This is a genomic window from Verrucomicrobiia bacterium, from assembly GCA_035765895.1.
In the GTDB taxonomy this organism is placed as follows: Bacteria; Verrucomicrobiota; Verrucomicrobiia; order Limisphaerales; family DSYF01; genus DSYF01.
On record DASTWL010000033.1, the window covers coordinates 22249 to 42366 of the forward strand.

General features: G+C 62.2%; 21 protein-coding genes and 1 pseudogene. 4 read left to right on the forward strand and 18 right to left on the reverse strand.

Translation table 11 applies throughout. The annotated features are described in order from the left end of the window. Positions 1 to 59: 59 nt before the first annotated feature. From VFV96_06540 to VFV96_06575, 8 genes are all read right to left on the reverse strand, one after another. Positions 60 to 1352, reverse strand: coding sequence for an outer membrane beta-barrel protein (locus VFV96_06540; GenBank protein HEU5070053.1), 1293 nt, complete (start codon positions 1350 to 1352; stop codon positions 60 to 62). 290 nt (positions 1353 to 1642) lie between these two features. After that, positions 1643 to 2428 carry a tetratricopeptide repeat protein gene (locus VFV96_06545; protein HEU5070054.1) on the reverse strand — a complete coding sequence of 262 codons (786 nt, stop codon included), beginning with the start codon at positions 2426 to 2428 and terminating at the stop codon, positions 1643 to 1645. Positions 2429 to 2492: 64 nt separating this feature from the next. Beyond that, positions 2493 to 3326 (reverse strand): hypothetical protein, encoded by an 834-nt coding sequence (locus VFV96_06550; GenBank protein HEU5070055.1) that lies wholly within the window; start codon positions 3324 to 3326, stop codon positions 2493 to 2495. A 49-nt stretch (positions 3327 to 3375) separates the two neighbouring features. Further along, complete coding sequence (locus VFV96_06555; GenBank protein ID HEU5070056.1) at positions 3376 to 3819, reverse strand: hypothetical protein; 444 nt, start codon at positions 3817 to 3819, stop codon at positions 3376 to 3378. Positions 3820 to 3865: 46 nt separating this feature from the next. Further along, complete coding sequence (locus VFV96_06560; protein ID HEU5070057.1) at positions 3866 to 4750, reverse strand: bifunctional 5,10-methylenetetrahydrofolate dehydrogenase/5,10-methenyltetrahydrofolate cyclohydrolase; 885 nt, start codon at positions 4748 to 4750, stop codon at positions 3866 to 3868. A 2-nt stretch (positions 4751 to 4752) separates the two neighbouring features. Further along, positions 4753 to 5889, reverse strand: coding sequence for an SH3 domain-containing protein (locus tag VFV96_06565; protein ID HEU5070058.1), 1137 nt, complete (start codon positions 5887 to 5889; stop codon positions 4753 to 4755). Beyond that, positions 5886 to 6596 (reverse strand): pseudouridine synthase, encoded by a 711-nt coding sequence (locus VFV96_06570; GenBank protein ID HEU5070059.1) that lies wholly within the window; start codon positions 6594 to 6596, stop codon positions 5886 to 5888. The genes VFV96_06565 and VFV96_06570 overlap by 4 nt, the downstream gene beginning before the upstream one ends. 93 nt (positions 6597 to 6689) lie before the next feature. Continuing rightward, on the reverse strand, positions 6690 to 6845 hold the full coding sequence (locus VFV96_06575) for a small basic protein (GenBank protein HEU5070060.1): 156 nt from the start codon (positions 6843 to 6845) through the stop codon (positions 6690 to 6692). Positions 6846 to 7123: 278 nt separating this feature from the next. On the opposite strand from VFV96_06575, the gene VFV96_06580 reads away from it, so the two are divergent. Further along, on the forward strand, positions 7124 to 8191 hold the full coding sequence (locus VFV96_06580; protein ID HEU5070061.1) for a DUF3592 domain-containing protein: 1068 nt from the start codon (positions 7124 to 7126) through the stop codon (positions 8189 to 8191). A gap of 9 nt (positions 8192 to 8200) precedes the next feature. Continuing rightward, positions 8201 to 8608 carry an ester cyclase gene (locus VFV96_06585; GenBank protein ID HEU5070062.1) on the forward strand — a complete coding sequence of 136 codons (408 nt, stop codon included), beginning with the start codon at positions 8201 to 8203 and terminating at the stop codon, positions 8606 to 8608. Between the two features lie 9 nt (positions 8609 to 8617). On the opposite strand, the gene VFV96_06590 is transcribed toward VFV96_06585, so the two are convergent. After that, positions 8618 to 10414 (reverse strand): SLC13 family permease, encoded by a 1797-nt coding sequence (locus VFV96_06590; protein HEU5070063.1) that lies wholly within the window; start codon positions 10412 to 10414, stop codon positions 8618 to 8620. Between the two features lie 97 nt (positions 10415 to 10511). On the opposite strand from VFV96_06590, the gene VFV96_06595 reads away from it, so the two are divergent. Then, positions 10512 to 10919 carry a hypothetical protein gene (locus VFV96_06595; protein HEU5070064.1) on the forward strand — a complete coding sequence of 136 codons (408 nt, stop codon included), beginning with the start codon at positions 10512 to 10514 and terminating at the stop codon, positions 10917 to 10919. Between the two features lie 34 nt (positions 10920 to 10953). On the opposite strand, the gene VFV96_06600 is transcribed toward VFV96_06595, so the two are convergent. The 7 genes and pseudogenes from VFV96_06600 to VFV96_06630 form a co-directional block, all read right to left on the reverse strand. Next, positions 10954 to 12186 carry a M48 family metallopeptidase gene (locus VFV96_06600; GenBank protein HEU5070065.1) on the reverse strand — a complete coding sequence of 411 codons (1233 nt, stop codon included), beginning with the start codon at positions 12184 to 12186 and terminating at the stop codon, positions 10954 to 10956. Positions 12187 to 12191: 5 nt separating this feature from the next. Beyond that, positions 12192 to 13133 carry a hypothetical protein gene (locus VFV96_06605; GenBank protein ID HEU5070066.1) on the reverse strand — a complete coding sequence of 314 codons (942 nt, stop codon included), beginning with the start codon at positions 13131 to 13133 and terminating at the stop codon, positions 12192 to 12194. A 51-nt stretch (positions 13134 to 13184) separates the two neighbouring features. Then, positions 13185 to 13490, reverse strand: a pseudogene (locus tag VFV96_06610) (aminotransferase class I/II-fold pyridoxal phosphate-dependent enzyme). 48 nt (positions 13491 to 13538) lie between these two features. Continuing rightward, the gene (locus tag VFV96_06615; GenBank protein ID HEU5070067.1) at positions 13539 to 14492 is read right to left on the reverse strand and encodes a hypothetical protein; all 954 of its coding nucleotides are present in this window, start codon (positions 14490 to 14492) and stop codon (positions 13539 to 13541) included. A 74-nt stretch (positions 14493 to 14566) separates the two neighbouring features. Further along, entirely contained in the window at positions 14567 to 15805 is a 1239-nt protein-coding gene (locus tag VFV96_06620; GenBank protein ID HEU5070068.1) for an LL-diaminopimelate aminotransferase, read from the reverse strand. Positions 15806 to 15936: 131 nt separating this feature from the next. Beyond that, positions 15937 to 16548, reverse strand: a complete 612-nt coding sequence (locus tag VFV96_06625) for a hypothetical protein (GenBank protein HEU5070069.1) — start codon at positions 16546 to 16548, stop codon at positions 15937 to 15939. Between the two features lie 173 nt (positions 16549 to 16721). Continuing rightward, positions 16722 to 17978: a nucleoside transporter C-terminal domain-containing protein gene (locus VFV96_06630; protein HEU5070070.1), complete on the reverse strand. Its 1257-nt coding sequence runs from the start codon at positions 17976 to 17978 to the stop codon at positions 16722 to 16724. A gap of 101 nt (positions 17979 to 18079) precedes the next feature. Here VFV96_06630 and VFV96_06635 point away from each other — a divergent pair, with 101 nt between their 5' ends. Further along, complete coding sequence (locus tag VFV96_06635) at positions 18080 to 18928, forward strand: formyltetrahydrofolate deformylase (protein HEU5070071.1); 849 nt, start codon at positions 18080 to 18082, stop codon at positions 18926 to 18928. 87 nt (positions 18929 to 19015) lie between these two features. Here the strand turns inward: VFV96_06635 and hpt are convergent, their stop codons facing one another. Together hpt and VFV96_06645 are read right to left on the reverse strand one after the other, a co-directional pair. Beyond that, positions 19016 to 19636, reverse strand: a complete 621-nt coding sequence (gene hpt / locus VFV96_06640; GenBank protein HEU5070072.1) for a hypoxanthine phosphoribosyltransferase — start codon at positions 19634 to 19636, stop codon at positions 19016 to 19018. 4 nt (positions 19637 to 19640) lie between these two features. After that, positions 19641 to 20021 (reverse strand): dUTPase, encoded by a 381-nt coding sequence (locus tag VFV96_06645; protein ID HEU5070073.1) that lies wholly within the window; start codon positions 20019 to 20021, stop codon positions 19641 to 19643. Between the last annotated feature and the right edge of the window lie 97 nt (positions 20022 to 20118).

A 20118-nucleotide genomic window follows, 5' to 3' on the forward strand; every position in this document is an offset into this window, starting at 1 on the left:
TAAAAAACGAGGGGGCTAGCCTGTCAGTGCTGCCCCCCACGGTAAACATCTTTCTTCGGTTAATAAGTGGCGGTCACGCCCAAATAGACACGGTTGCGGTCGTAGTCGCGGCCCGGAATGTCAGAACTGAGGTTGCTGAAGTTGTAGCCCACTTCGCCCGCGAGATGGCGGTTGAACTGGTAGGTCAGACCCACGCCCGCGTCGAGGAAGTTGTCGGTCTGGCCATCATAAAGGCCGCCGTTGAAATCCGAATTCTGCCATTGAACGGAGGCATTGCCTGAAATTTTCGCATCAAACTTGTGGTGGATGGAACCGTAAACCACGGACGACTGCTGGTCGGCAGTGACTTTGCCCGAAGCATCCGGCGCAAGGATGTCGGTCTGATTGCGTGAATGGGTGAAGCCGATTTCCACGCTGCTGCCCGGCAGATACGCGTAGTTCAGGCTGACACTGCCGTAGGGGCTGGTGGCACTGTTATTCGCCGGATCATTGTAATAGTCGGTCCATTGACCGCCACCACGAACCGAAAGCACCAAGTCCTTCGAAAAGTTTTGGTCGATGCCGCCGTAAACATAATGCGACCGGTTGTTGCGCAGCTTGCTGGTTTGAAACCCTGCGGACGGACCAATCGGAATGAAGGTGATGGTTTCGTCGCTCTGATAATCGACCTGACCGTAGTTGTAGCCCAAAACAAACACCGTTTCGGGCTGCACCTGCCAACGCAGATTCGCGAGCACCAGATGTTCAATACGGTCCAACAAACCAGAGAGGCTGGGCGTTACAAAATTGCCGCCGCTGTTTTCGTAATCGTAGTAATTATTTTGATACCCGACAACAAAGCCCAACTGCCGGGTCAACGCGCCATTGAGCAAGGCCTCACCGTGATTGTGAATGTTGTTGCCCTGAATGCGGTAGGGGAGCGTGATGGGCCCGGAAGTCAGCAGTTCCGGTTCTTGGGCCACCACGAACGAATCGCGCACGCTCACCGAATAACGCTCGTTGAACCGGTGCAGCAACGACGCGTCGATTTGATGGGACTGATCCCAAGCGTTGTTGTCGGAATTGACATCCGAGCGGTCCGCATACCATGTGGCGCCGTAAGTGTATTTCAGATCAATGTCCGTCTGATCGAGTGGCAATTTCAACGCCACCGACGGACTGATGGAAATGCCAAAACTGTCCCGCTCGTAACCCTTCGGCGCGGTGATGTAGTTGTCATCGTAAAACCCGCGCAACGTTGCCGAAACGCTCCAAGGTTTGGACGAATCCGCCGCGTCGCTACCCGCCGCTTGCACATGAGCGGCCGTTGCTCCCACGGCGACAATTCCAACGGACGCAAGGATCTTTTTCATAAGCTTCTAACGGTTTGCTGTTCCGGCAACTAGGTGACAAAAACTCCCCATCGTTGTATCTGCTCTTCCAGGATTTTGTCAAACTAAACTTCGAGCGAATCAAGCATTTAGGTTTAACCCGCCTCGGGCACTGAGAGTTGCTGTTTATTGCTCCTCCAGCGCCAATAAAAACCCATCGAAAGGGCCTCACCCAACTTCGAGCCGCATGATTTTTCCTCATCGCACCTCACAACCGCCCAACGAACTTCCCAAGGAAGCCTTTGGACTCAACCGATGCGTGAAGGATGGCGTCACTGTGCCGGAATGTTGATCGTTTGTCCAACCTTCATTCGCCGGGGGTCAAGCCCGGGGTTGGCGGCAACCAGCGATTCAAGCCTGACTCCGTATTTTTTCGCAATCGCCGTTAGTGTTTCTCCGGATTTGACGGCGTAGGTGCGTGCTGCTGTGGCACCGACAGACCGGCTGGGCGGATCACTGGCGGCACTTGAGGAATTTGCCGTAGCCCCAGCAGCCCCCGAAACCGCCGGCGTGCGCGGGCCGACCGAATGCTCCGGCGGGCGGGTTTCCACCGAGCCGCTGGCTACCCGCGCCCGGGTCTGCCGGGCATAATAGGCGCGCCATTGATCGAGTTCTGCGCGCAACTGCTTGTTTTCCTCGGCCAGCTTGTCGAACTCTTTTTGCAGGTTCTGGGTCACGGGAGCGAAGGCGGCCGTTTTGGACAGCTCCATTTTATCGGCGGTCACACGCTCCTTGACGATTTGTGAATATTCGGAAGCGGGCCGCAGCTTCAAGAAGCGTTCAAAGTGGTAGATCGCCGCAGCGTAGTCGGTTTCCTTTTCGTAAAGCAGCCCGAGTTCAAAATGAGCAGAGCCATTCTGTGGATTGACTTCCAGCGCCTTCTCAAAGGCTTCGATCGCACCCTTGTAGTCGAGCGCGTTCTCGCGTGCCTTGCCCGTCAGGAAGTGCGGCTCTTTTTGTTCATCCAAAGGCCCCTGACTGGAAGGCAGGCACCCGCACAGCGAAGCGCACAACGCGAGGCCCACGAACCAGTGGCGGAAACCCGTCTTCAAAAACATGCCGCGAACGTAAACAATGGCCAGAGGGCGTGCAATCGCAGGTTGTTCGCAGCCGTCAGTTCCGTCACGGAGGGCCGGCAAAGGGATTCTTGGCCGGACCCGGCACCTCGGCGACTCGCGGCAGGAAGAGCGGGCCGACGAACAGATAAACCCACGCGATCACAAGGTGCAGGCAGAATGCCAGCCCCAGACGGATGAAATCCAGCCACTGCAATCCGTAAAGCAGGATGGCCGCCGCCATCAGCAGGGCGCCGGGCATCAACGCCGCACCAGCCAGGCGCCAGCTTCCGCCCCACGACAGTTCGCGATTCAAGAAAAACGCCACCAGCCAGGCCGGCACGAAATACACCGTGGCCAGCACCGCCCAACTGCAAAACAAATACAACCCCGCGCCCAACACCGCCAAGGCGATCAGGAACGGCTCCCGCGCCTCCCACCATGGCCCCAAATTGGAACGGCTGAACGCAATCACATATCCGCGTGGATAGCCGGTGTTCAGCAACCGCGGCAGGTGGAGCGTTCCAAGCAAGGAAGACACCTGCCAGTCATGCCGGCCAAATTCAATCCGGACGGGCGAGGTTGTTGTCGCCTGGCCGGTGTGGTCCAGATCGACGGCAATGGACAAAAAGTGATTTTCCGCCAGAACGCACGGTGACTCGCGCGGCCACAACAGGGTTCCATCCTTGATCTGCGATTGCTCCGGCAGATTGGCAATGGCCGCGCCGATCGTGGGGAACCATACGACCCAGAGGAACCAGCCCACCGCTCCGGCCGCCCCCAGCGCCACGATGAACTGCACCAGGAACAGACGGCTCCACCGCGCCCGGGCAAATGCGGCGACCCCCCGGGGCGTCAGCGGAAGCCAAGCGGTCTTGGGAACCAAGGCTGGCAAGTTCATGGCAATGGCGGAGCAGCCCACCCCGCTGGCGATGGCGGCCGGCCGCGCCTCAACCGGCGGCCGGCCCGCTGGCGGGCGCCGGCGATGGCGTGTTGGGCGGCGGAGCCAGAATCACCGGCACCGGATAGCGGAGCTTCATGACATCATCGACCAGCACTTCGACGTAGTAGGTGCCCGCGGTCTTGAACTCGACTTGCGTCAACACCGTGACATTCGTCGCGTGCATGCTGGGCTCCGGCAGTGCGAACCGCACCTCGCCCTTGCGCAAAACCGTCGTCTGATCCGGCCCGATCAGCCGCACACTTTCCACAAACTGCCCCACCCCGGCGGTCCACCGGTTGAAGATGCTCAGTTTAAACGCCATCACCGGCACCTGTGGCACGCGGATGTAGTTGATGACACCGAGCAGAATGAAATTACCGGTGACTTCCTGACGCACGTCTTCGCACAGCAGCGAGCATTGCAGGTCGGGCAGAATTCGGGAGGCTTGCATGAATGGATGAATCGTTGTGGGGTATGAACTGCGATAAAAAAGCGGCCTAGCGCATGGCCATTTCAGCGGCGCGCACTGTGTTTTGCATGAGCATGGCGATGGTCATGGGACCAACCCCACCCGGGTTCGGCGTAATTAGACCAGCAATGGGCTGCACTTCGGCAAACGCCACGTCGCCCACGAGTCTGGTGCCCGTCTTGGATGCAGGATCGGGAATGCGATTCACCCCCACGTCCATTACGACCGCGCCGGGCTTGACCATGTCCGCCTTCACAAACTCGGCCACGCCCATCGCCGCCACGATGATGTCCGCCCGGCGGCAGTGCACCTTGATGTCGCGGGTGGCCGAATGACATAGCGTTACCGTGGCGTTGGCGTGCCGGCCCTTCTGGCAAAGCATGGCTGCCATCGGTTTGCCCACAATGTTGCCACGCCCCAGAATCACCACCTCGGCGCCCTCGATTTTCACACCGGCCCGCACGAGCAGTTCCCGCACACCCGCCGGCGTGCAGGGCTGAAACCCATCAGGGTCGCCCAGCATCAACCTGCCCACGTTCATCGGATGAAAGCCATCCACATCCTTCGTCGGCAGCACGGTGGCATAAACCACTTCCTGACGGATGTGCCTGGGCAGGGGCGCCTGCACCAGAATGCCGTGCACGCGCGGGTCCGCATTCAAGCGATGCAACAACGCCAGCAATTCGCCTTCGCTGGTCTGTTCCGGCAGGACGTGCGTCTCGGAATGAATGCCCAGCTCGGTGGACGTCTTTTCCTTGCGCCCAACGTAAACCTTCGACGCCGGATCCTCGCCCACCCGGACGAACGCCAAGCCCGGCTGCACGCCACGCGCCGTGAGCGCGTTCACCCGTGCCGTCAATTCATGGAGGATTTGGGCCGAGATGGCGCGACCATCGATCAGGTTCGCGGCCATTGCTATTCGTCAATGACCTGGATGCGCTGAAGCGTCAGCACCGGCGTGTTGGGCCACCGCTCATCGATGGATTCCTCGCCGGTTACGATCACATGCAGGCCGTTGTAGAGGTTGAGGTTCAAATTGGTCGAAGTCGTGTAAAGGTAATCAATCGTGCGGCCGGTATCCATGCCAGCCAGACTGTAATAGCTCGGAGCCTGGATGCTGGTGGCATTGCGCACGATGCCTTCGCGCATGACGATGCGCGGGGGCAGCGGCTCGTCCGGCGCCTCAGCCATCTCGGTGTCATTGGTGCCGGCTTCGTTGGTTACAGCCGCATTGCTGGCCAGAAATGCGGCCAGTTCGTTGGTGTCACCACCCGTTGCAGCGGAAGCGACGTCCGTGGTGTTGGTCGCAATCGGCTCAACGTCCACGACGGGATTGGTCGAAACCGGTTCGACCGGCGGCTTGACCGCCGTTGGCTGGGCTGCGGCCAGCAGGGTTGCATCCTGCTTGAGGTAGATCGCCGAAATGTAGGCCGTGGCGGTGTCCGGCGGCACAATCTTCAGCCATTCGCCTTTGGTGTCGGTGACGGTGACGGTCGTTCCCTTGGTGATGCGGCCGACGATGCTGTAATTCTCACCAGGCCCGCCGCGCAAATTCAGCTTGGGCGCCGTGACCGCCTTGTTGGCGTCAATGAACGAGCCGAAGATCCAGCAGCCCGCGTTGGTGGGATAAGCGATGCGCGCCCACTGCCGCATGTCGCCATCCTTGGCCCACTTGTTCTCCACCTGTTCGATCACGGTGACCGTGTCGCCCTTGTTCATCTGGGTGAGCACCTCGCTCAGGATGGTGCTGCGCCCGCGCACGTTGACGTGGGTGGCATCCACCACGGCCGGGCCGGGCTGGAGGGAAACGGTTTTTTCGACGATGACGGGCCGCTTGGCGGCGGGTTTTTTCGCCACGGCCTTGGTTTTCTTCACCGGCTTGGCGGTGGCCACCGGCGCGGGCGTGGCCGGCGCAGCGGTCGGAGCGGTCGCGGGCGTTGCCGGAGCCACGGCCGGTGCCGCGTCAGGCACGACGGGAACTGTGCTGTTCGTTTGAGCCATCAAACCGGTGCTCAGGAACACCCCCAACACCAGCGCGTAATTCTTCTTCATGTCAACGAGAGTAGAGTTTTTATCTCGGCGCCTGTCAATGTCCGCCACCGGCCCGGACGCAGTTCGCCGAGTTTGATTTTTCCGACCTGCGTGCGGACCAAACGTTCAACCGTCAAGCTGACCGCGGCACACATCCGCCGCACCTCGCGATTCTTGCCTTCTGTCAGTTCCAATTCAATCACAGAACGGCTTTTTGTGGCGGTGACAATCCGGGCCGACAACGCCCGCAGCAGCTCCCCTTCATCCCGGATGCCCTGCACAAAGGCTGCCACCTGCTCCGGCTCGGCGCGGCCTTCAACCGTCACCTGATAGATTTTGCGCACGCCATACCGAGGATGAGTCAGCCGCAGATTTAGTTCTCCGTCATTGGTCAGCAGCAGCAGCCCCTCGGAATCATAGTCCAAGCGGCCCACCGACTGGACATTGGCCCAATCCGGCGGCAGCAATTGATAAATCGTGGGCCGGCCGCGCTCATCGCGACGCGAGCAGACACATCCCGGTGGCTTGTGCAAGGCGATGTAATGCTTGCGCACCGACCGAACCAGCTTCCCGTCCACCATCACTTGGTCCCGCGCGGGATCCACCTTGGTGCCAAGTTCCTGCACCTGCCGGCCGTTCACCGTTACCCGCCCGCTTAGAATGATTTGCTCCCCGGCGCGCCGCGAGGCCACACCGGCTTCGGCCAGATATTTTTGGAGGCGAACCATGGGAAAAAGCGCCGCGCAGCATCAAAAGCGGCAATAAAAAGAGCGGAGCGGCGGACAAACTCCGCGCTCCGCGCTCAACAAATGCGAATTGGACTATACTGGCGGCTTGGTCTTGCGCAGACCGGTGATGCGATTGCCGTCCTTCCACTCGCCCGCCTTGCGGAGGAGTTCGACACGCTCGTAGCGCTTCAGGACATTGCGCTTGCCACCCAGCGTGGAGGCGGCGCGGAGACTGCGATGTTGTGACATAAGCCGGATTATCTGGTTAAAAACAACCGCCCCATGCCGGGGCGGACGGGCGGTATAACAGATCCCTCCGCGCCTGCCAATGGGGAATTTAGCCCCGCCGGGGCGCGGAGCGGCTGGCAGCGAATCCCGGCCGGCCGGCAAGCCGACTGCCCATACCCAAGCACTTCGCCGGCAAGCTTATCAGCAGGACGACCGCACTGACCACTCCGACCCGGCTCCAAAGCCGTGCGCGAAAAATAATTTCCTGCGCCAGCCGGCAATTTTACCCTGCGCTCACCATGAAAAAGCGCAGCCAAGGGAGTGGTCTGACCATCTTGCTGATCTTCGGACTGTTCTGGACGGCGCTGGTGGGCACTTTCGATGGTTTGCTGGGCTGCAATTTCTACCGGCAGGTGCGCGCCTCCCATTTTGCCCAAACCACCGGCCAGGTCACCGCCAGCGAGGTCACTCACCATCGCGGGTCCAAGGGTGGCACCACCTACGGCGTCAGCATTCATTACAACTACACGGTGGACGGTCAGAAATTCTCCGGCGACCGTTACCGCTACGCCAACTGGTCGTCCTCCGATTCCCAGTGGGCTCACGACGCAGTTGCGCAAAACCCCGTTGGCGCCGCGGTGCCGGTCTTCTACAACCCCAAGAATCCCCAGGACTCGCTGTTGAGTCCGGGCGTGACCGGCGGCGATTGCTTTATGCTCCTGTTTCTGACGCCGTTCAATGTGGTCATGCTGGGGATTTGGTCGCTCCCGTGCGCTGCGTTGCGGCGCAAATGGCGGCCATCCGATTGTGGCGGCGTAAAGTGGACCACCGACGGTCGCCGGTTGCGGGTTCGTTTGCCGCGGTATTCACCCTGGGTCATCGGCCTGGCCACCATCGGGTTGACCTCGTTTTTGGCCACGTTTGTGGTCGCATTGAGCGGCGGTTTTCACCCCCGGTTTGCCGTGGTCATGGGCACCTGGGGCTTGATCCTGGTGCTGGGCGCCGGCGTGGCGCTGTGGACTTGGCGCCGGCAACGGAGCGGACAGTCGGATCTGGTCATTGACGAAATCGAAGGCACGGTGCAACTGCCCGCCACTTTCAGCCGCAAGTTCCCGCAGACCGTGCCCCTCGCCGCCTTGGGCGAGGTCGAGGTGGAAACCATCGCGAATCGCGGCAGCCGCGGCGGCACGACCTACTCCTACGCCGTCACACTCCCCTGCGACGGCGGCTCACAAAAGCTCACGGAATGGTATGACGAACAGCGGGCCCGCGATTTTGCCGGCTGGTTGCGCCAGCGTCTCAAACCGGCCGAGCCGGCTGCGCCACCGCGCAAAACGAAATGGCCCGACACCCTGCCCGTCACCTAGACTCATCGCGTGCATTCACCGGCAGCCAGCAAGCAAACCGTCATCCGCTACGTGGAAGCCTTCAACCGCCGGGATTATCCGGCACTGACCGCCGTGTTGGCGCCCGACGCCACGGTGCAGGGCGTGCTGGGCTGGGGCAACCCCGACCAGGCGTTGCCAATCTGGCGCGAACTGCACGCAGCGTTCGACCTCCAGCTCGCGATTGAAAGCCTGGTCGCCGAGGGGAACTTTGTGGCCGTGCGCTACACCGAACGCGGCAAGTTCATCGGACCGTTTCGCGGGCAGGCGCCAACCGGAAACACGTTCGAGCTGGTCGCAATGGAATGGCTTGAACTGCGCGACGGCCGGATCTGCCGCCGTTGGGGCGCCCGCGATCACGCTGCCCAAGCCCGCCAGCTGGGGTTGAAATTGAATTAACCGCGGCGCTCAAAACGGCCAGAACCGCGGGATGAACCACACGGCCAGCGCCCAGAAAATCAGGTTCAACGGCAGGCCGACCTTGAGGAAGTCCGTGAAGCGATATCCGCCCGCGCCATAGACCATCGTGTTGGTCTGGTAACCCACCGGCGTCGCAAAACTCGTCGAGGCCGCGAACGTCACGGCCATCAACAACGGTTTCGGATCCACGCCCAGATGGGTCGCCGTGGAAATGGCAATCGGCGCCAGCAGCACGGCCGCCGCGTTGTTGCTCATCACTTCGGTCAGCAATGCCGTGATGAAATACAGCGCGGCGAGCACCACCAGCGGACCGAACTGGCCGATCCAGCCGAGCAGATGGTCGGCAAAAAAACGCGCCGCCCCGGACTTTTCCAGCGCCAGCCCGAGCGGCAGCACGCCCGCGAGCAGGAAAACCACCTTCCAATCAATCGCCCGATAGGCTTGCGCCAGTGTCAGGCAGCGCGTGAGCACCATGCCCAGCGCACCGAGAATGGCCGAGACAAGAATCGGCATGACATTCAACGCCGCCAACGCCACCGCGCCGCCGATGATGAGCAGGGCCGTCAAGGCGCGCCCTGTCCGCAGCGCCGGTGTGTCCACCTCCGAGAGCACCACGATGTCGTCGTTGGCGCGTAGCCGGTGCAAATCCGCGCGGCGCAGGAGCAGCAGCAGCGCATCGCCAAATTCGAGCCGCACCCCCGCCAGCTTTTCGCGCAACACCTGGCCGTGCCGTTGCAGCGCGAGGACGATGGCATCGTAGCGCCACCGAAAATCCGCCTCGGCCAGCGTGCGATTGGCAAGCCGGGAACGCGGCGACACGAGCGCCTCAACCAGCACCAGTTCCTGGTTCGCCAGCGTTTCATCCTTCAGCTTGAACTCGGATTCAATCTCAAGCCCGGTCCGCGCGCGCAGCTCCATCAGATTCGCCACCTTGCCGCGGACGAGCAGGATGTCGCCGGCCTGCAGTTGCGCGTCGTCCGGCGTCCAAATGCGCCGGTCGCCCCGCAGAATCTCCAGCACCGTGACGTCATGGCGCTCGCCCAGCTGGCTTTCGGTCACCGTTTTGCCGATCAGCGGCGAATCGCGCAGCACACGCACCTCGGTGAGATACTCGCGCAACTGGTAGGTTTCGGTCAGTTGAACGCCGCGACGGTCGGGCAAGAGCCACCGGCTCGCGAGCAGCAAATAAACGCTGCCCACGCCAAGCAGAATCACGCCGAGCGGGCTCATCTCAAACAGACGAAAGGCGCCCGCGCCCGCCTTCTCCGAAATTGAACTGACCAGCAGATTGGTCGAAGTGCCGATGAGCGTGCAGACGCCGCCGAACTGCGACGCGAACGAGAGGGGAATCAACACCCGCGACGGCGGCAGGTTGTGGCGGGCGCACACCAGCAGCACCAGCGGCAGAAAAACGGCGACCGTGGCGGTGTTGTTGATGAACGCGGACACCACGCCCACCACCAGCATCATCACGGTGAGCAGCACGGTTTGATGCCGGCCCAGCCGGATGAACACCTGGCCAACCGTGGCCAGCGCGCCGGTCTTTTCCAAGCCGGCGCTCAGGACCAGCATGGCCGCCACGGTGACGACGGCCGGATTGCTGAAGCCCGACAACGCCTCCGGCAGCGTGATCCATTTTGCCGCGTCCACCCAGCCCGTCGCGGGCCCGACTGCGGCGACCAGCAGCAACAGACCCAGCACCAGGAGCGACACCAGTTCCACCGGCAAACGCTCGGTGACAAACAGCGCAAGCGCCCCCGCCAGCAGCACCAGCACAAGCAGCATTTCCACGCGCGAAACTATGGCAGGGCCTCGCGGCGCACGCCATCCCGGATCGCGTTGCGCGGGTTGACGACGGAGCCAATCGGTCCGAAGTTTTCCCATGAAAACCTTGTGCTACTTAATCCCGTTGCTGGGGACGGCCCTGCTCGCGACCGCCGCGGAACCCGCCCAGTCCAATTTCAACACGCGACCGCTGACGCTTTCAGCCCCGACAAATTCCACCGTCACCAGCGCCGTTGATGTGGTCAACGCCGCGGACAAAACGTTTGACCGGCAAATCAGCCAGCAGCTCATCCGGTCCGGCGCGCTCACCGTCAAGCCGCCGTCCTCGCCCGGCCGCGCGCTGTTGCAATCACTCAATCCTTTTGCCCCGGTGAAGCGCGCCCTGCAAACGCCGTGGCTGAGCCGGGCGGCCTGGAGCACCGCGGCCACCTCCGCCGGGCACGGCACCACGCCGATTGAAATGTGCCATGAATCGCATTTCGGAGTGGTGGTGGTAAGCCGCTGAGGATCGCCCGGAGCACTCCCACTCCGCCCGCCATTCAAGGTTGCGATGGTTGCAACGCCCGCTCGCGTTCGACCAGGGTTGGGTGCGAGTAGTAGAACCCGCTGTAGAACGGATGCGGCGTGAGGTTGCTCAGGTTCTTCTCGTTGAGCTTGCGCAGGGCACTGACCAGCGGAGCGGCGTCGTGCATGATGTCCCTCGCGAACGCATCGGCTTCGTATTCGTAGCGGCGCGTCAGCCCGTGCGTCAGCGGGGACAACCAGAACAGCACCACGCCCGCCAGCAAGCCAAAGAGCACCAGCACCGGCGCGAGGCCGGCGTCCGGCGGGAAACCGAACGCCCCGGCAAACCACGATTGCCGCGCCAGCCAGGCCAGCGCCGCAAACGCGATCAGCGAACCGGCGGCCGACAGCGCGAGCATTTTGGCGATGTGCCGCCGCCGCCAGTGGCCGATCTCATGCGCCAGCACCGCCTCCAATTCCGGTTCGGCCAGTTGCGCGATGAGCGTGTCAAACAGGACGATTTTTCGCAGCCGGCCAAACCCGGTGAAAAAGGCGTTGGAATGTTTGGACCGCCGGCTTCCGTCCATCACCTGAATGCTCGCGGCGCGGAAGCTTGTTTTCTGGGCCAGCGCGAGCAGCCGTTCGCGCAACGAGCCTTCCGGCAACGGCGTGAGTTTGTTGAAGAGCGGCAGAATCAACACGGGCGCGAGCACGGACATCAGCAGTTGAAAGGCGAGCAGCGCCGCCCAGGCCCACAACCACCACATCGCGCCGGCCCAGGCGAAGCATTGCAGCACGAGCACCAGGAGCGGATAGCCCAGCAGCGCGCCGAGCAGCAGGCCCTTGACCCGGTCCAGCCACCACGTCGCCTGGGTGGTGGTGTTGAAGCCGAAGCGCGCTTCAAGGCGGAATTGATTCCACCATTGCAGCGGCAGGCTGACGAATGAGAGCGCCACAAACACGACGAACAGAAAGGCGGCACCAGCCCAGGCGGATTGCGGGTTGAACTTCGCAAAGCCCCACGGCAGCACGCCGCTGAAGAGCACCGCCAGCAGCACAAGCAAATCGAACGTGGCCTCAAACTGGCTGAAGCGGCTGTTCGCGAGCGTGTATTGGACGGACTTTGCATAGGTTGCATCGTCCATCACGCCGCGGAAAGCTTCGGGCACGGCGGCAGCGTGCGTGCGAACATGGCGTTGGTTGAGGCGGTCGAGCCACAGTTGCGCGAACCAGCGCGCAATGAGCAGTCCCGCAGCGGTGATGGCCATGCCGTTCATTGCCCGTCCCCGGCGGATTTTTCGGCCAGGGAGGCAGCCGTGCTCCATTCGCGCATCATGGCTTCAACTTGTGACAGGGTTCCCACCGGCACAAGCATGCGATAAGAGTAGTCACCAGTGGGCAGGCCCTTCGCGCCATGCACGCGGAAAACGCAGTTCCATTTCACCACGCGGTGATCGGCGAATTTCCACCGGCCATAGCTCGGGCCGGTCGTGTTCGGTTGCGCCTGCGGCGGGGCGAAGATGCCCATCGCATGGCGACCATCGGGCGTGGCGAGCACGACGGGATTCCGAATTTCGCCGGGGCCATCACTGAGCGGCTCCAGCTTTTTTGCCGCCGGGCTGAACTGCCAGAATTCGGAAAACTCCGGCGGCATGTAGCCGGTCAGCGCTTCGAATTGTGCCGCGGTATGCTGTGCGTTCGCTGGCACGGTAAAGGTCACCCGATAATCCAGCGCCTGCGGCCAGCGCTCATAACCAATGCGAACGTCCTTCGTCAGGACATAATCGGAGAGCGTGTTGGTGTTGCGCGCGAGTTGGCCGTCCGAGCGCTCGCCAGGCGCGAGCCAGAAGGCCATTTGCGTCCGCGTGTGCAGGTGGTTGCCGTCCGCGGCAAGTTCCAGCAAACGGCTGGTCGAGTTCGGCCCGACATGGTCGCGGCGCGAGCCGGCCTCGGTGGGATTGAACGTCTCGGCGTTCGCCTGGGGCGCGTTGTCGAAGGAGCAGGCGGATTGCAATTGCCGGCCGTGGTCGGTGCTGTTGATGAATTCGCGTCCGTTCCACGTCAGGGAATGAATCGCCCCCGCCAGCCGTATGGTCGTGGTGATGACGATTTCGGACCTGCCCGCCGGCGCGCGGATCACGGCGTCGCCGGCTGGCCCGGCTTGCAGCGGCATCGCAGCCAGCGTGAGCAGGATTGAAAGGTGAAGCGGCCACATGCCGCCAGCTTGAAACAGGCGCGCTAAAGAAGCAAACCGCGGCTCAGCCTTCTACCACTTCAACTCCGGCAAGCGGCGGGCGACTTCCTCGGCGTTGGCGCGGCTGTTGAAGCTGCTGATGCGGAAGAAGCCTTCGCCCTTTGAACCAAAACCGCTGCCGGGAGTGATGACGACGTTCGCCTCCTTCAGAATCTTGTCGAACGCGTCCCAGCTCGTGACGCCTTTGGGCGTGCGGACCCAGATGTAGGGCGCGTTCTCGCCGCCGAAAACTTTCAGTCCGGCCTTCTTTGCGCCCTTGCGCAGAATCGCCGCGTTGCCCATGTAGTGCTCGATGAGCGCCTTCACCTGCTGCTTGCCTTCGGGTCAGTGCAACCCCTCTTCGGCATCGCAGTGTGGTCCTGCTATTCAAGGGATTCCAACGACCCGGTAGAAACGGAAGTTCAGATTGGATGTGTCGCCGTCAATCACCCCAAAAACACTCGCCACGGGCACGTTGGTGGCGATGGGTAACCAGTTCTGTAAATCCGTGCAGGCCTCAACGAGATAGGTGTGGCCCGGTGTTGCACCGGTCACTGTTAACTGGAGCCCGCCCTTTTTGAGCAGCCTGACATCGGAGATCCGCATGGAGCCGGGTGAAGCCACGCCTGCTGCTGCGCTCGTGGTTTGATAGCCCGCGAACTGGACCCGGTTGCTGTTCCCGTTCCAGAAACGACTCGTGGGGGCCACGGTTGGCACCAACGCGTCGCAGTCCTTTGTGCCGTCACCCAGCATGGTCCAGAATTCCGTGGCCAGCAGGACCGGCGCATTTGTCGCCAGCCCAAACGCACTATAGTTGATGTCGCCAGCGGCGAACTGGACCGCGTCCGCGTCACCATCGCCTTCCAAATCCGATCTGGCAGCAGGAATTTTCAGCGCGAATCGCCACATTTCTTCGCCCCAGCTCATTGCGATGAACTGGCCAGAAGCAGCTTGAGGCTGAACAAAGCCTGTTTTGGTGCTGGCGATGGTTACCGCGAAGTCCGACAGCCCGATCGCATCGGTCCCGTGCATCTCACCCCAGACCTCGACGGCGAAGCCCGCATTTGAGGAAATGGGCCCGCTGGGGATCACGAGCCAAACATCAAATGTGGCGCCAGATAACCAACCTGCCCCAAAAAGCATGATCACTCCGAGAATCGTCGTAATCGATTGTCCACTTCGCCTTACCCTGCATCCAACAAGTTTGAATCCAGTTTTCATGGCGGACGCCTCCCGGTCCGGGTCATGAGGATGACTCTGCTTCAAAAATACCCTCCGACGAGAAACGATCAGGGTCAACTCACCAAGGGCGGAATTGATCCTGAGGAATGCTTCAAACAAGGCAGAATAATCCGCACTGTTGGTGCCACACGCCTTGCATTCCCTGCACCGATAGGTTCGGCTGGCTCAGCCTTCTACCACTTCAACTCCGGCAACCGGCGTGCGACTTCCTCGGCGTTGGCGCGGCTGTTGAAGCTGCTGATGCGGAAGAAGCCCTCCCCTTTCGAACCGAAACCGCTGCCAGGGGTGATGACGACGTTCGCCTCCTTCAGAATCTTGTCGAACGCGTCCCAGCTCGTGACGCCTTTGGGCGTGCGGACCCAGATGTAAGGCGCGTTCTCGCCGCCATAAACTTTCAGCCCGGCCTTCTTTGCGCCCTTGCGCAGAATCGCCGCGTTGCCCATGTAGTGCTCGATGAGCGCCTTCACCTGCTGCTTGCCTTCGGGCGAATAAAGCGCCTCCGCAGCGCGCTGGATGATGTAGCTCACGCCGTTGAACTTCGTCGTCATGCGGCGATTCCAGAGCGGATGCAGCGGCTTTGCCTCGCCGGTCTTGGTGTAGGCGTTGAGCGTCTTCGGCACGACGGTGAACGCGCAGCGCACGCCGGTGAAGCCGCCGTTCTTCGAGAAGCTGCGGAACTCGATGGCGCAGTCGCGCGCGCCGGGAATCTCGTAAATTGAGTGTGGAATCGCCGGGTCGCTGATGTAGGCCTCGTAAGCGGCGTCGAACAGGATGATGGCCTTGTGCTCCAGCGCGTATTTCACCCACGCCTCCAGCTGCGCGCGCGTGGCAACGGCGCCGGTCGGATTGTTCGGCGAGCAGAGGTAGATCACATCCACGTGCTTCTTCGGCGGCTCGGGGATGAAGCCGTTGCTCGGGCGGCACGGGAGGTAAACGATCTTGCCGTAGGCGCCGGCTTCGTTGGCTTCGCCGGTGTGGCCGGCCATCACGTTCGTGTCCACATAGACGGGATACACAGGATCGCTGATGGCGATTTTGTTTTTGCCGCCGAGGATGTCGAGGATGTTGCCGCAATCGCACTTCGAGCCGTCACTGACGAAGATTTCATCGTCGGCCACGTCAAGATTGCGTTCGCGGAAATCGTTCTGCGCAATGGCGTGGCGCAGCCATTCGTAGCCCTGCTCAGGACCGTAGCCTTTGAAAGTCTCCCGCACAGCCATCTCGTCCACGGCCTTGTGCATCGCGGCGACGACGGCGGCCGGCAGCGGCTCGGTCACATCGCCGATGCCGCAGCGGATGAGGCGGCTGGCGGCTTCGGGATTGGCGTCGCAGAAGGCTTTCACGCGGCGGCCAATTTCGGGGAAGAGGTAGCCGGCTTTGAGTTTCAGGTAATTGTCGTTGAGTTGGGCCATAACAAAGTTCAGGTGCGACGGGTCGGGTTTTCAGTTCAGTGCGCGGCCGCGGCCGCAAAATCAAGGCGCGGAAAGTAGCGGAAAGCGGCCCGGCAGGCAATCCTTGTGGCGGAGGCGGTTCGCCCGCACCACTACGGCTCGTTCATCCGCGCCAGCCGCCGTTCGGCTGTCCCGGCGACGGTCGTGCGCGGGAATGCTTCCACAACCCGGCGCAGCAGCGCCGCGGATTCATCCGGGCGCCGCAGCAACAGGTAACACGCCGCCAGCCGCACCATCAGTTCCGCCTGCACCGGCCGCGGCAGGCGTTGTTGCAGCGCGGCTTCGTATTCCAGCGCCGCCGCCAGCGGGTTGCCGAGGTCCTGCTGATAAATCTCCGCGATGCGAACCGCCAGGCGCCACTGACGCGGGTGGGCGATGAGCTGTTCGCGCAGCACGCGCACGGCATCCAAGGGTCCGGCCTGCCGCCGCAACCGTTCGGCGCGCCAGAACACGGGGGTGAAGCGTCCCAGCCGGCCGCCGCCCAGGAACAGGCGCGCAACCAGCCCGCCGCTGAAGACGGCGACTTCGCGCGCAAGGAACACGGCCAGCGCGGCGCTCACCAGGAGATACCCGCTGAACAGCGCATAGGCCCGCGTGCCGTCATCCGTCGAGCCGGTGGCGGTTGCGCGATTGAAGCTCGCCGCGATCTGCGGGACCAGCCAGGCCAACGCGGCCATGGCGAGTCCCAGGAACAGCAATTTCAAAAAGAGACGCATGAAGCGCGTTGCGTTTCAGACCGGACCGTCAACTGCGACCGCCGTTTTGTGGAACGCAGGACGCACCAGCACGTCGGATTTTCGGCTTTGTTCGGGCATGGGCAAACAAGCAGCAAAGCAGAGACATTCGATCCACGCCCACGTTCATCGTCAGGCGGCTCTCACAACAAAACCCCGGCGATGGACGCGGTGAGGTAACACGCCAGCAAGCCGCCGATCATCGCGCGGATGCCCAGCCTGGCCATGTCGCCGCGGCGCTCGGGCGCCAGCGAGCCAATGCCGCCCACCTGGATGGCGATGCTGGCCACGTTGGCAAAACCGCAAAGCGCGTAGGTCGCAATCGTGTAGCTGCGCAGGTCCACCGTCACGGCGTTCAGCGAGGTGTAGCCGATGAATTCGCTCAGCACGATGCGCTGCCCCAGCACGCTGCCGACGGTTGCGCAGTCGTGCAGGGGCACGCCCATCAACCAGGCAAAAGGCGCGTTGAGCCAGCCAAGGATGGCCTGCAGGGTCACGGGATGCGCCACGTGCAACTGCGCCTGCGGCCAGACCAGCAGAAAATTCACCGCCGCCACCAGCGCCACGAAGGCGATCAGCATGGCAATGACGTTGAGGGAAAGCATCATGCCATCGCCCGCACCGCGGCACAGCGCGTCCACGCTGTTTACAGTGACCCGCGGTGGATCCGCCACGTGGCCGCCGGCCGTTTCGCTAAGCTCGGTTTCAGGCACAAGAACTTTCGAGACCAGCAGCGCTGCGGGCGCATTCAGCACGGAGGCGGTCAACAGGTTGCCCGCGACCTCGGGATGGCCGGCTTGCGCGCCGAACGCCGCATACACGGCGGCCACACCGCCGGCGATGGTGGCCATGCCGCCGGTCATCATGCACAGCAGTTCGCTCCGGGTCATGCGCGGGATGTAAGGCTTGATGAGCAGCGGCGCCTCGGTCTGGCCCATGAAGATGTTCGCCGCGGCCGAAAGGGTTTCCGCCCCGCTGGTGCGCATGGCCTTGCGCATCACCCACGCCATGGCGTGCACGACCTTTTGCAGAATGCCCCAGTGGTAAAACAGCGTGGACAGCATCGCGACGACGATGATGGTGCCGAGGATCAGGATGCCGAGCACGAGGGTGTTTTGCGGTCCGAACGCCTGCCCCAGCGACGTATTGTCCGCCAGCGGACCGAAAACGAATTTCGATCCTTCGTTGGCAAAATCCGCCAGCTTGCGGATGGCGGCGCCGGTCACGTTGAAGATGGCGCGGCCGGGCGCGGTCTTGAGAATCAGAATCGCGAAGGTGAATTGCAGGGCCAGCCCCCAGAGCACGGTGCGCCAGGGAAACAGTTTGCGGTTTGCGGAAAGTGCCCACGCCAATCCGATGAAAGCCACCAGACCCAGCAAACTGATCAGCCTAAGTTGCACGGCACCGCACGGTAGTGGCTCACCCCGGGGAAGTCGAGCGTCGCGCCCGCCGACTTTCTCCTTCCGTTCGGCCGGCAGATGGCGTTTCTTCCCGGCTGTCCATGAAAACGTTTGCCACCCTCACCGTGATTGGACGGGACAAGACCGGCGTCATCGCCCGCGTCACGAGTTTTCTGTTTGCGCAACGGGCCAACATCGAGGCGCTCGAAGAACAGGTCACGCGCGGCCAGTTCAGCATGACCCTGCAGGCGTCCTGGAAGCGCGGCCAGCTCGACGGCGAAGGACTGGAGTCGGGCCTGCTGCGGCTCGCCCGGGAACTCGGCATGGAAATCAAGCTGCGCTTCACCGACCCGCGGCAACGGCAACGCATGGCCCTGCTGGTCACGCGGGAACCGCATTGCTTCGAGGCCATCATGGCGGCCTTCAAGCGCGGCCAGTTCAAGCAGGCCGAACCCGCCGTTGTCATCGGCAACCGGACGGATCTCCGGCCGCTGGCGGAAAAACACAAGCTGCCCTTCGTGCACGTGCCCTGGAACGAGCGGGCCGAGGCCGAGGAACGCCTGCTTGCGCTGACCGAGGAGCACCGCGTGGATTTTATGGTGCTCGCGCGGTTCATGAAGATTCTCTCGCCGAACATCGTGTGGCGGTTCAAGAACAAGATCATCAACGTGCATCCGTCGCTGCTCCCCAGCTTTCCCGGCGCGCAGGCGTATCGGCAGGCCTACGAGCACGGCGTCAAGATCGCGGGCGTCACCGCGCACTTCGTCAGCATGCACCTGGATGAAGGCCCCATCATCGCGCAGGATTCATTTGTGATTTCGCCGCGCATGACGCTGAAGGACATCGTGGCCGCGGGCCAAAAGCGTGAAGCCCGGGTGCTGGTGAAAGCCATCCGGCTTTACCTGGCCAAACGGCTGGATGTGTATTGGGGCACGGTGAAGCAGGTGTGAGACGCGGGGAAGGGTTGGAAGCGTCGAACAAGTTGCAGGCGTCAAGGTCAACGCTCCCCGCATTGATTCGCCTTGGCAACCTTTCGTCTATTTGACCTTTTTAACCGTCTTCGCCTTGCCGCCCTGCCGGTAAACGTGCGGATGCAACACGCCCACGAATGGCAGGTTGCGGTAGCGCTCGGCGAAATCCAGTCCGTAGCCCACCACAAACTGGTTCGGAATCTTGAAGCCGACGTAATCCGCTTCCACGTCCTCGGTGCGGCGCTCCGGCTTGTCCAGCAGCACGCAGGTTTTGATGCGACGCGGTTTAAGCACGAAAAGCTTGGCCAGCACCCGGCTCATCGTCCGGCCCGTGTCGAGAATGTCGTCCACCAGCAGCACGTCGCGCCCCGCCACGTCGATGCGCAATTCCTTGGTGAAGACCAGTTCGCCGGATTCCGTGCCGGCGCCGTAGCTGGACACGCCCATGAAGTCCAGCCGCAGCGGCAGTTCCAAGTGCCGGATCAGGTCCGCCAGAAACATGACCGTGCCGGTCAGCAGCGAAACCACCACCAGTTCCCGGCCGCGGAAATCGCGCTGAATTTCCCGGGTCATCTCGGCCACGCGGCTGGCAATTTGCGCTTCCGTGATGAGGATGCTTTCCACCTCGGCCTGCCAGCGTTTGGGCACCGCCGCCGCGCTGCTCCCGGAACACACACGCGCTTCCATAAGGTCAGATGTGCTTTGAATCGTCGTGGTTTTTCACCGCGTAGCCGGAATCCTGCCGCTGGAAATTGACCTCGTTCTTTTTGACGTAGGCGGCGAACACGTCGTCCGCGCTCATCCCGAGCACCTGCGCCAGGCTGATGAGAAAGTGAAACAGGTCCACGACCTCGACGCGGGCGTTTTGCTCGTCAAACTTCTGATACTTCGCCCACCACTTCCAGGGCACGCTGTCGGTCAGCTCGGCGATTTCCTGCGTCATGGCGCGGCAGTAGTTGAGAATCCATTTCGTTTTTTCCTCGTCGCTCATGCCGGCCGTCCGGACGCCGATGCGCTCGTTCAGCGCCTGCTGCATGCGGAACAACTCGCGAAGCTGGTCTGGCTTTTCCATGCCGCAGAATTTCGGCGAAGCGGCGGCGAAGCAAGCGGAAAGGTATGAAAACAAACGGCCCGCAACCGGCAATGCCCAACGTCGATCCGGTGCATTG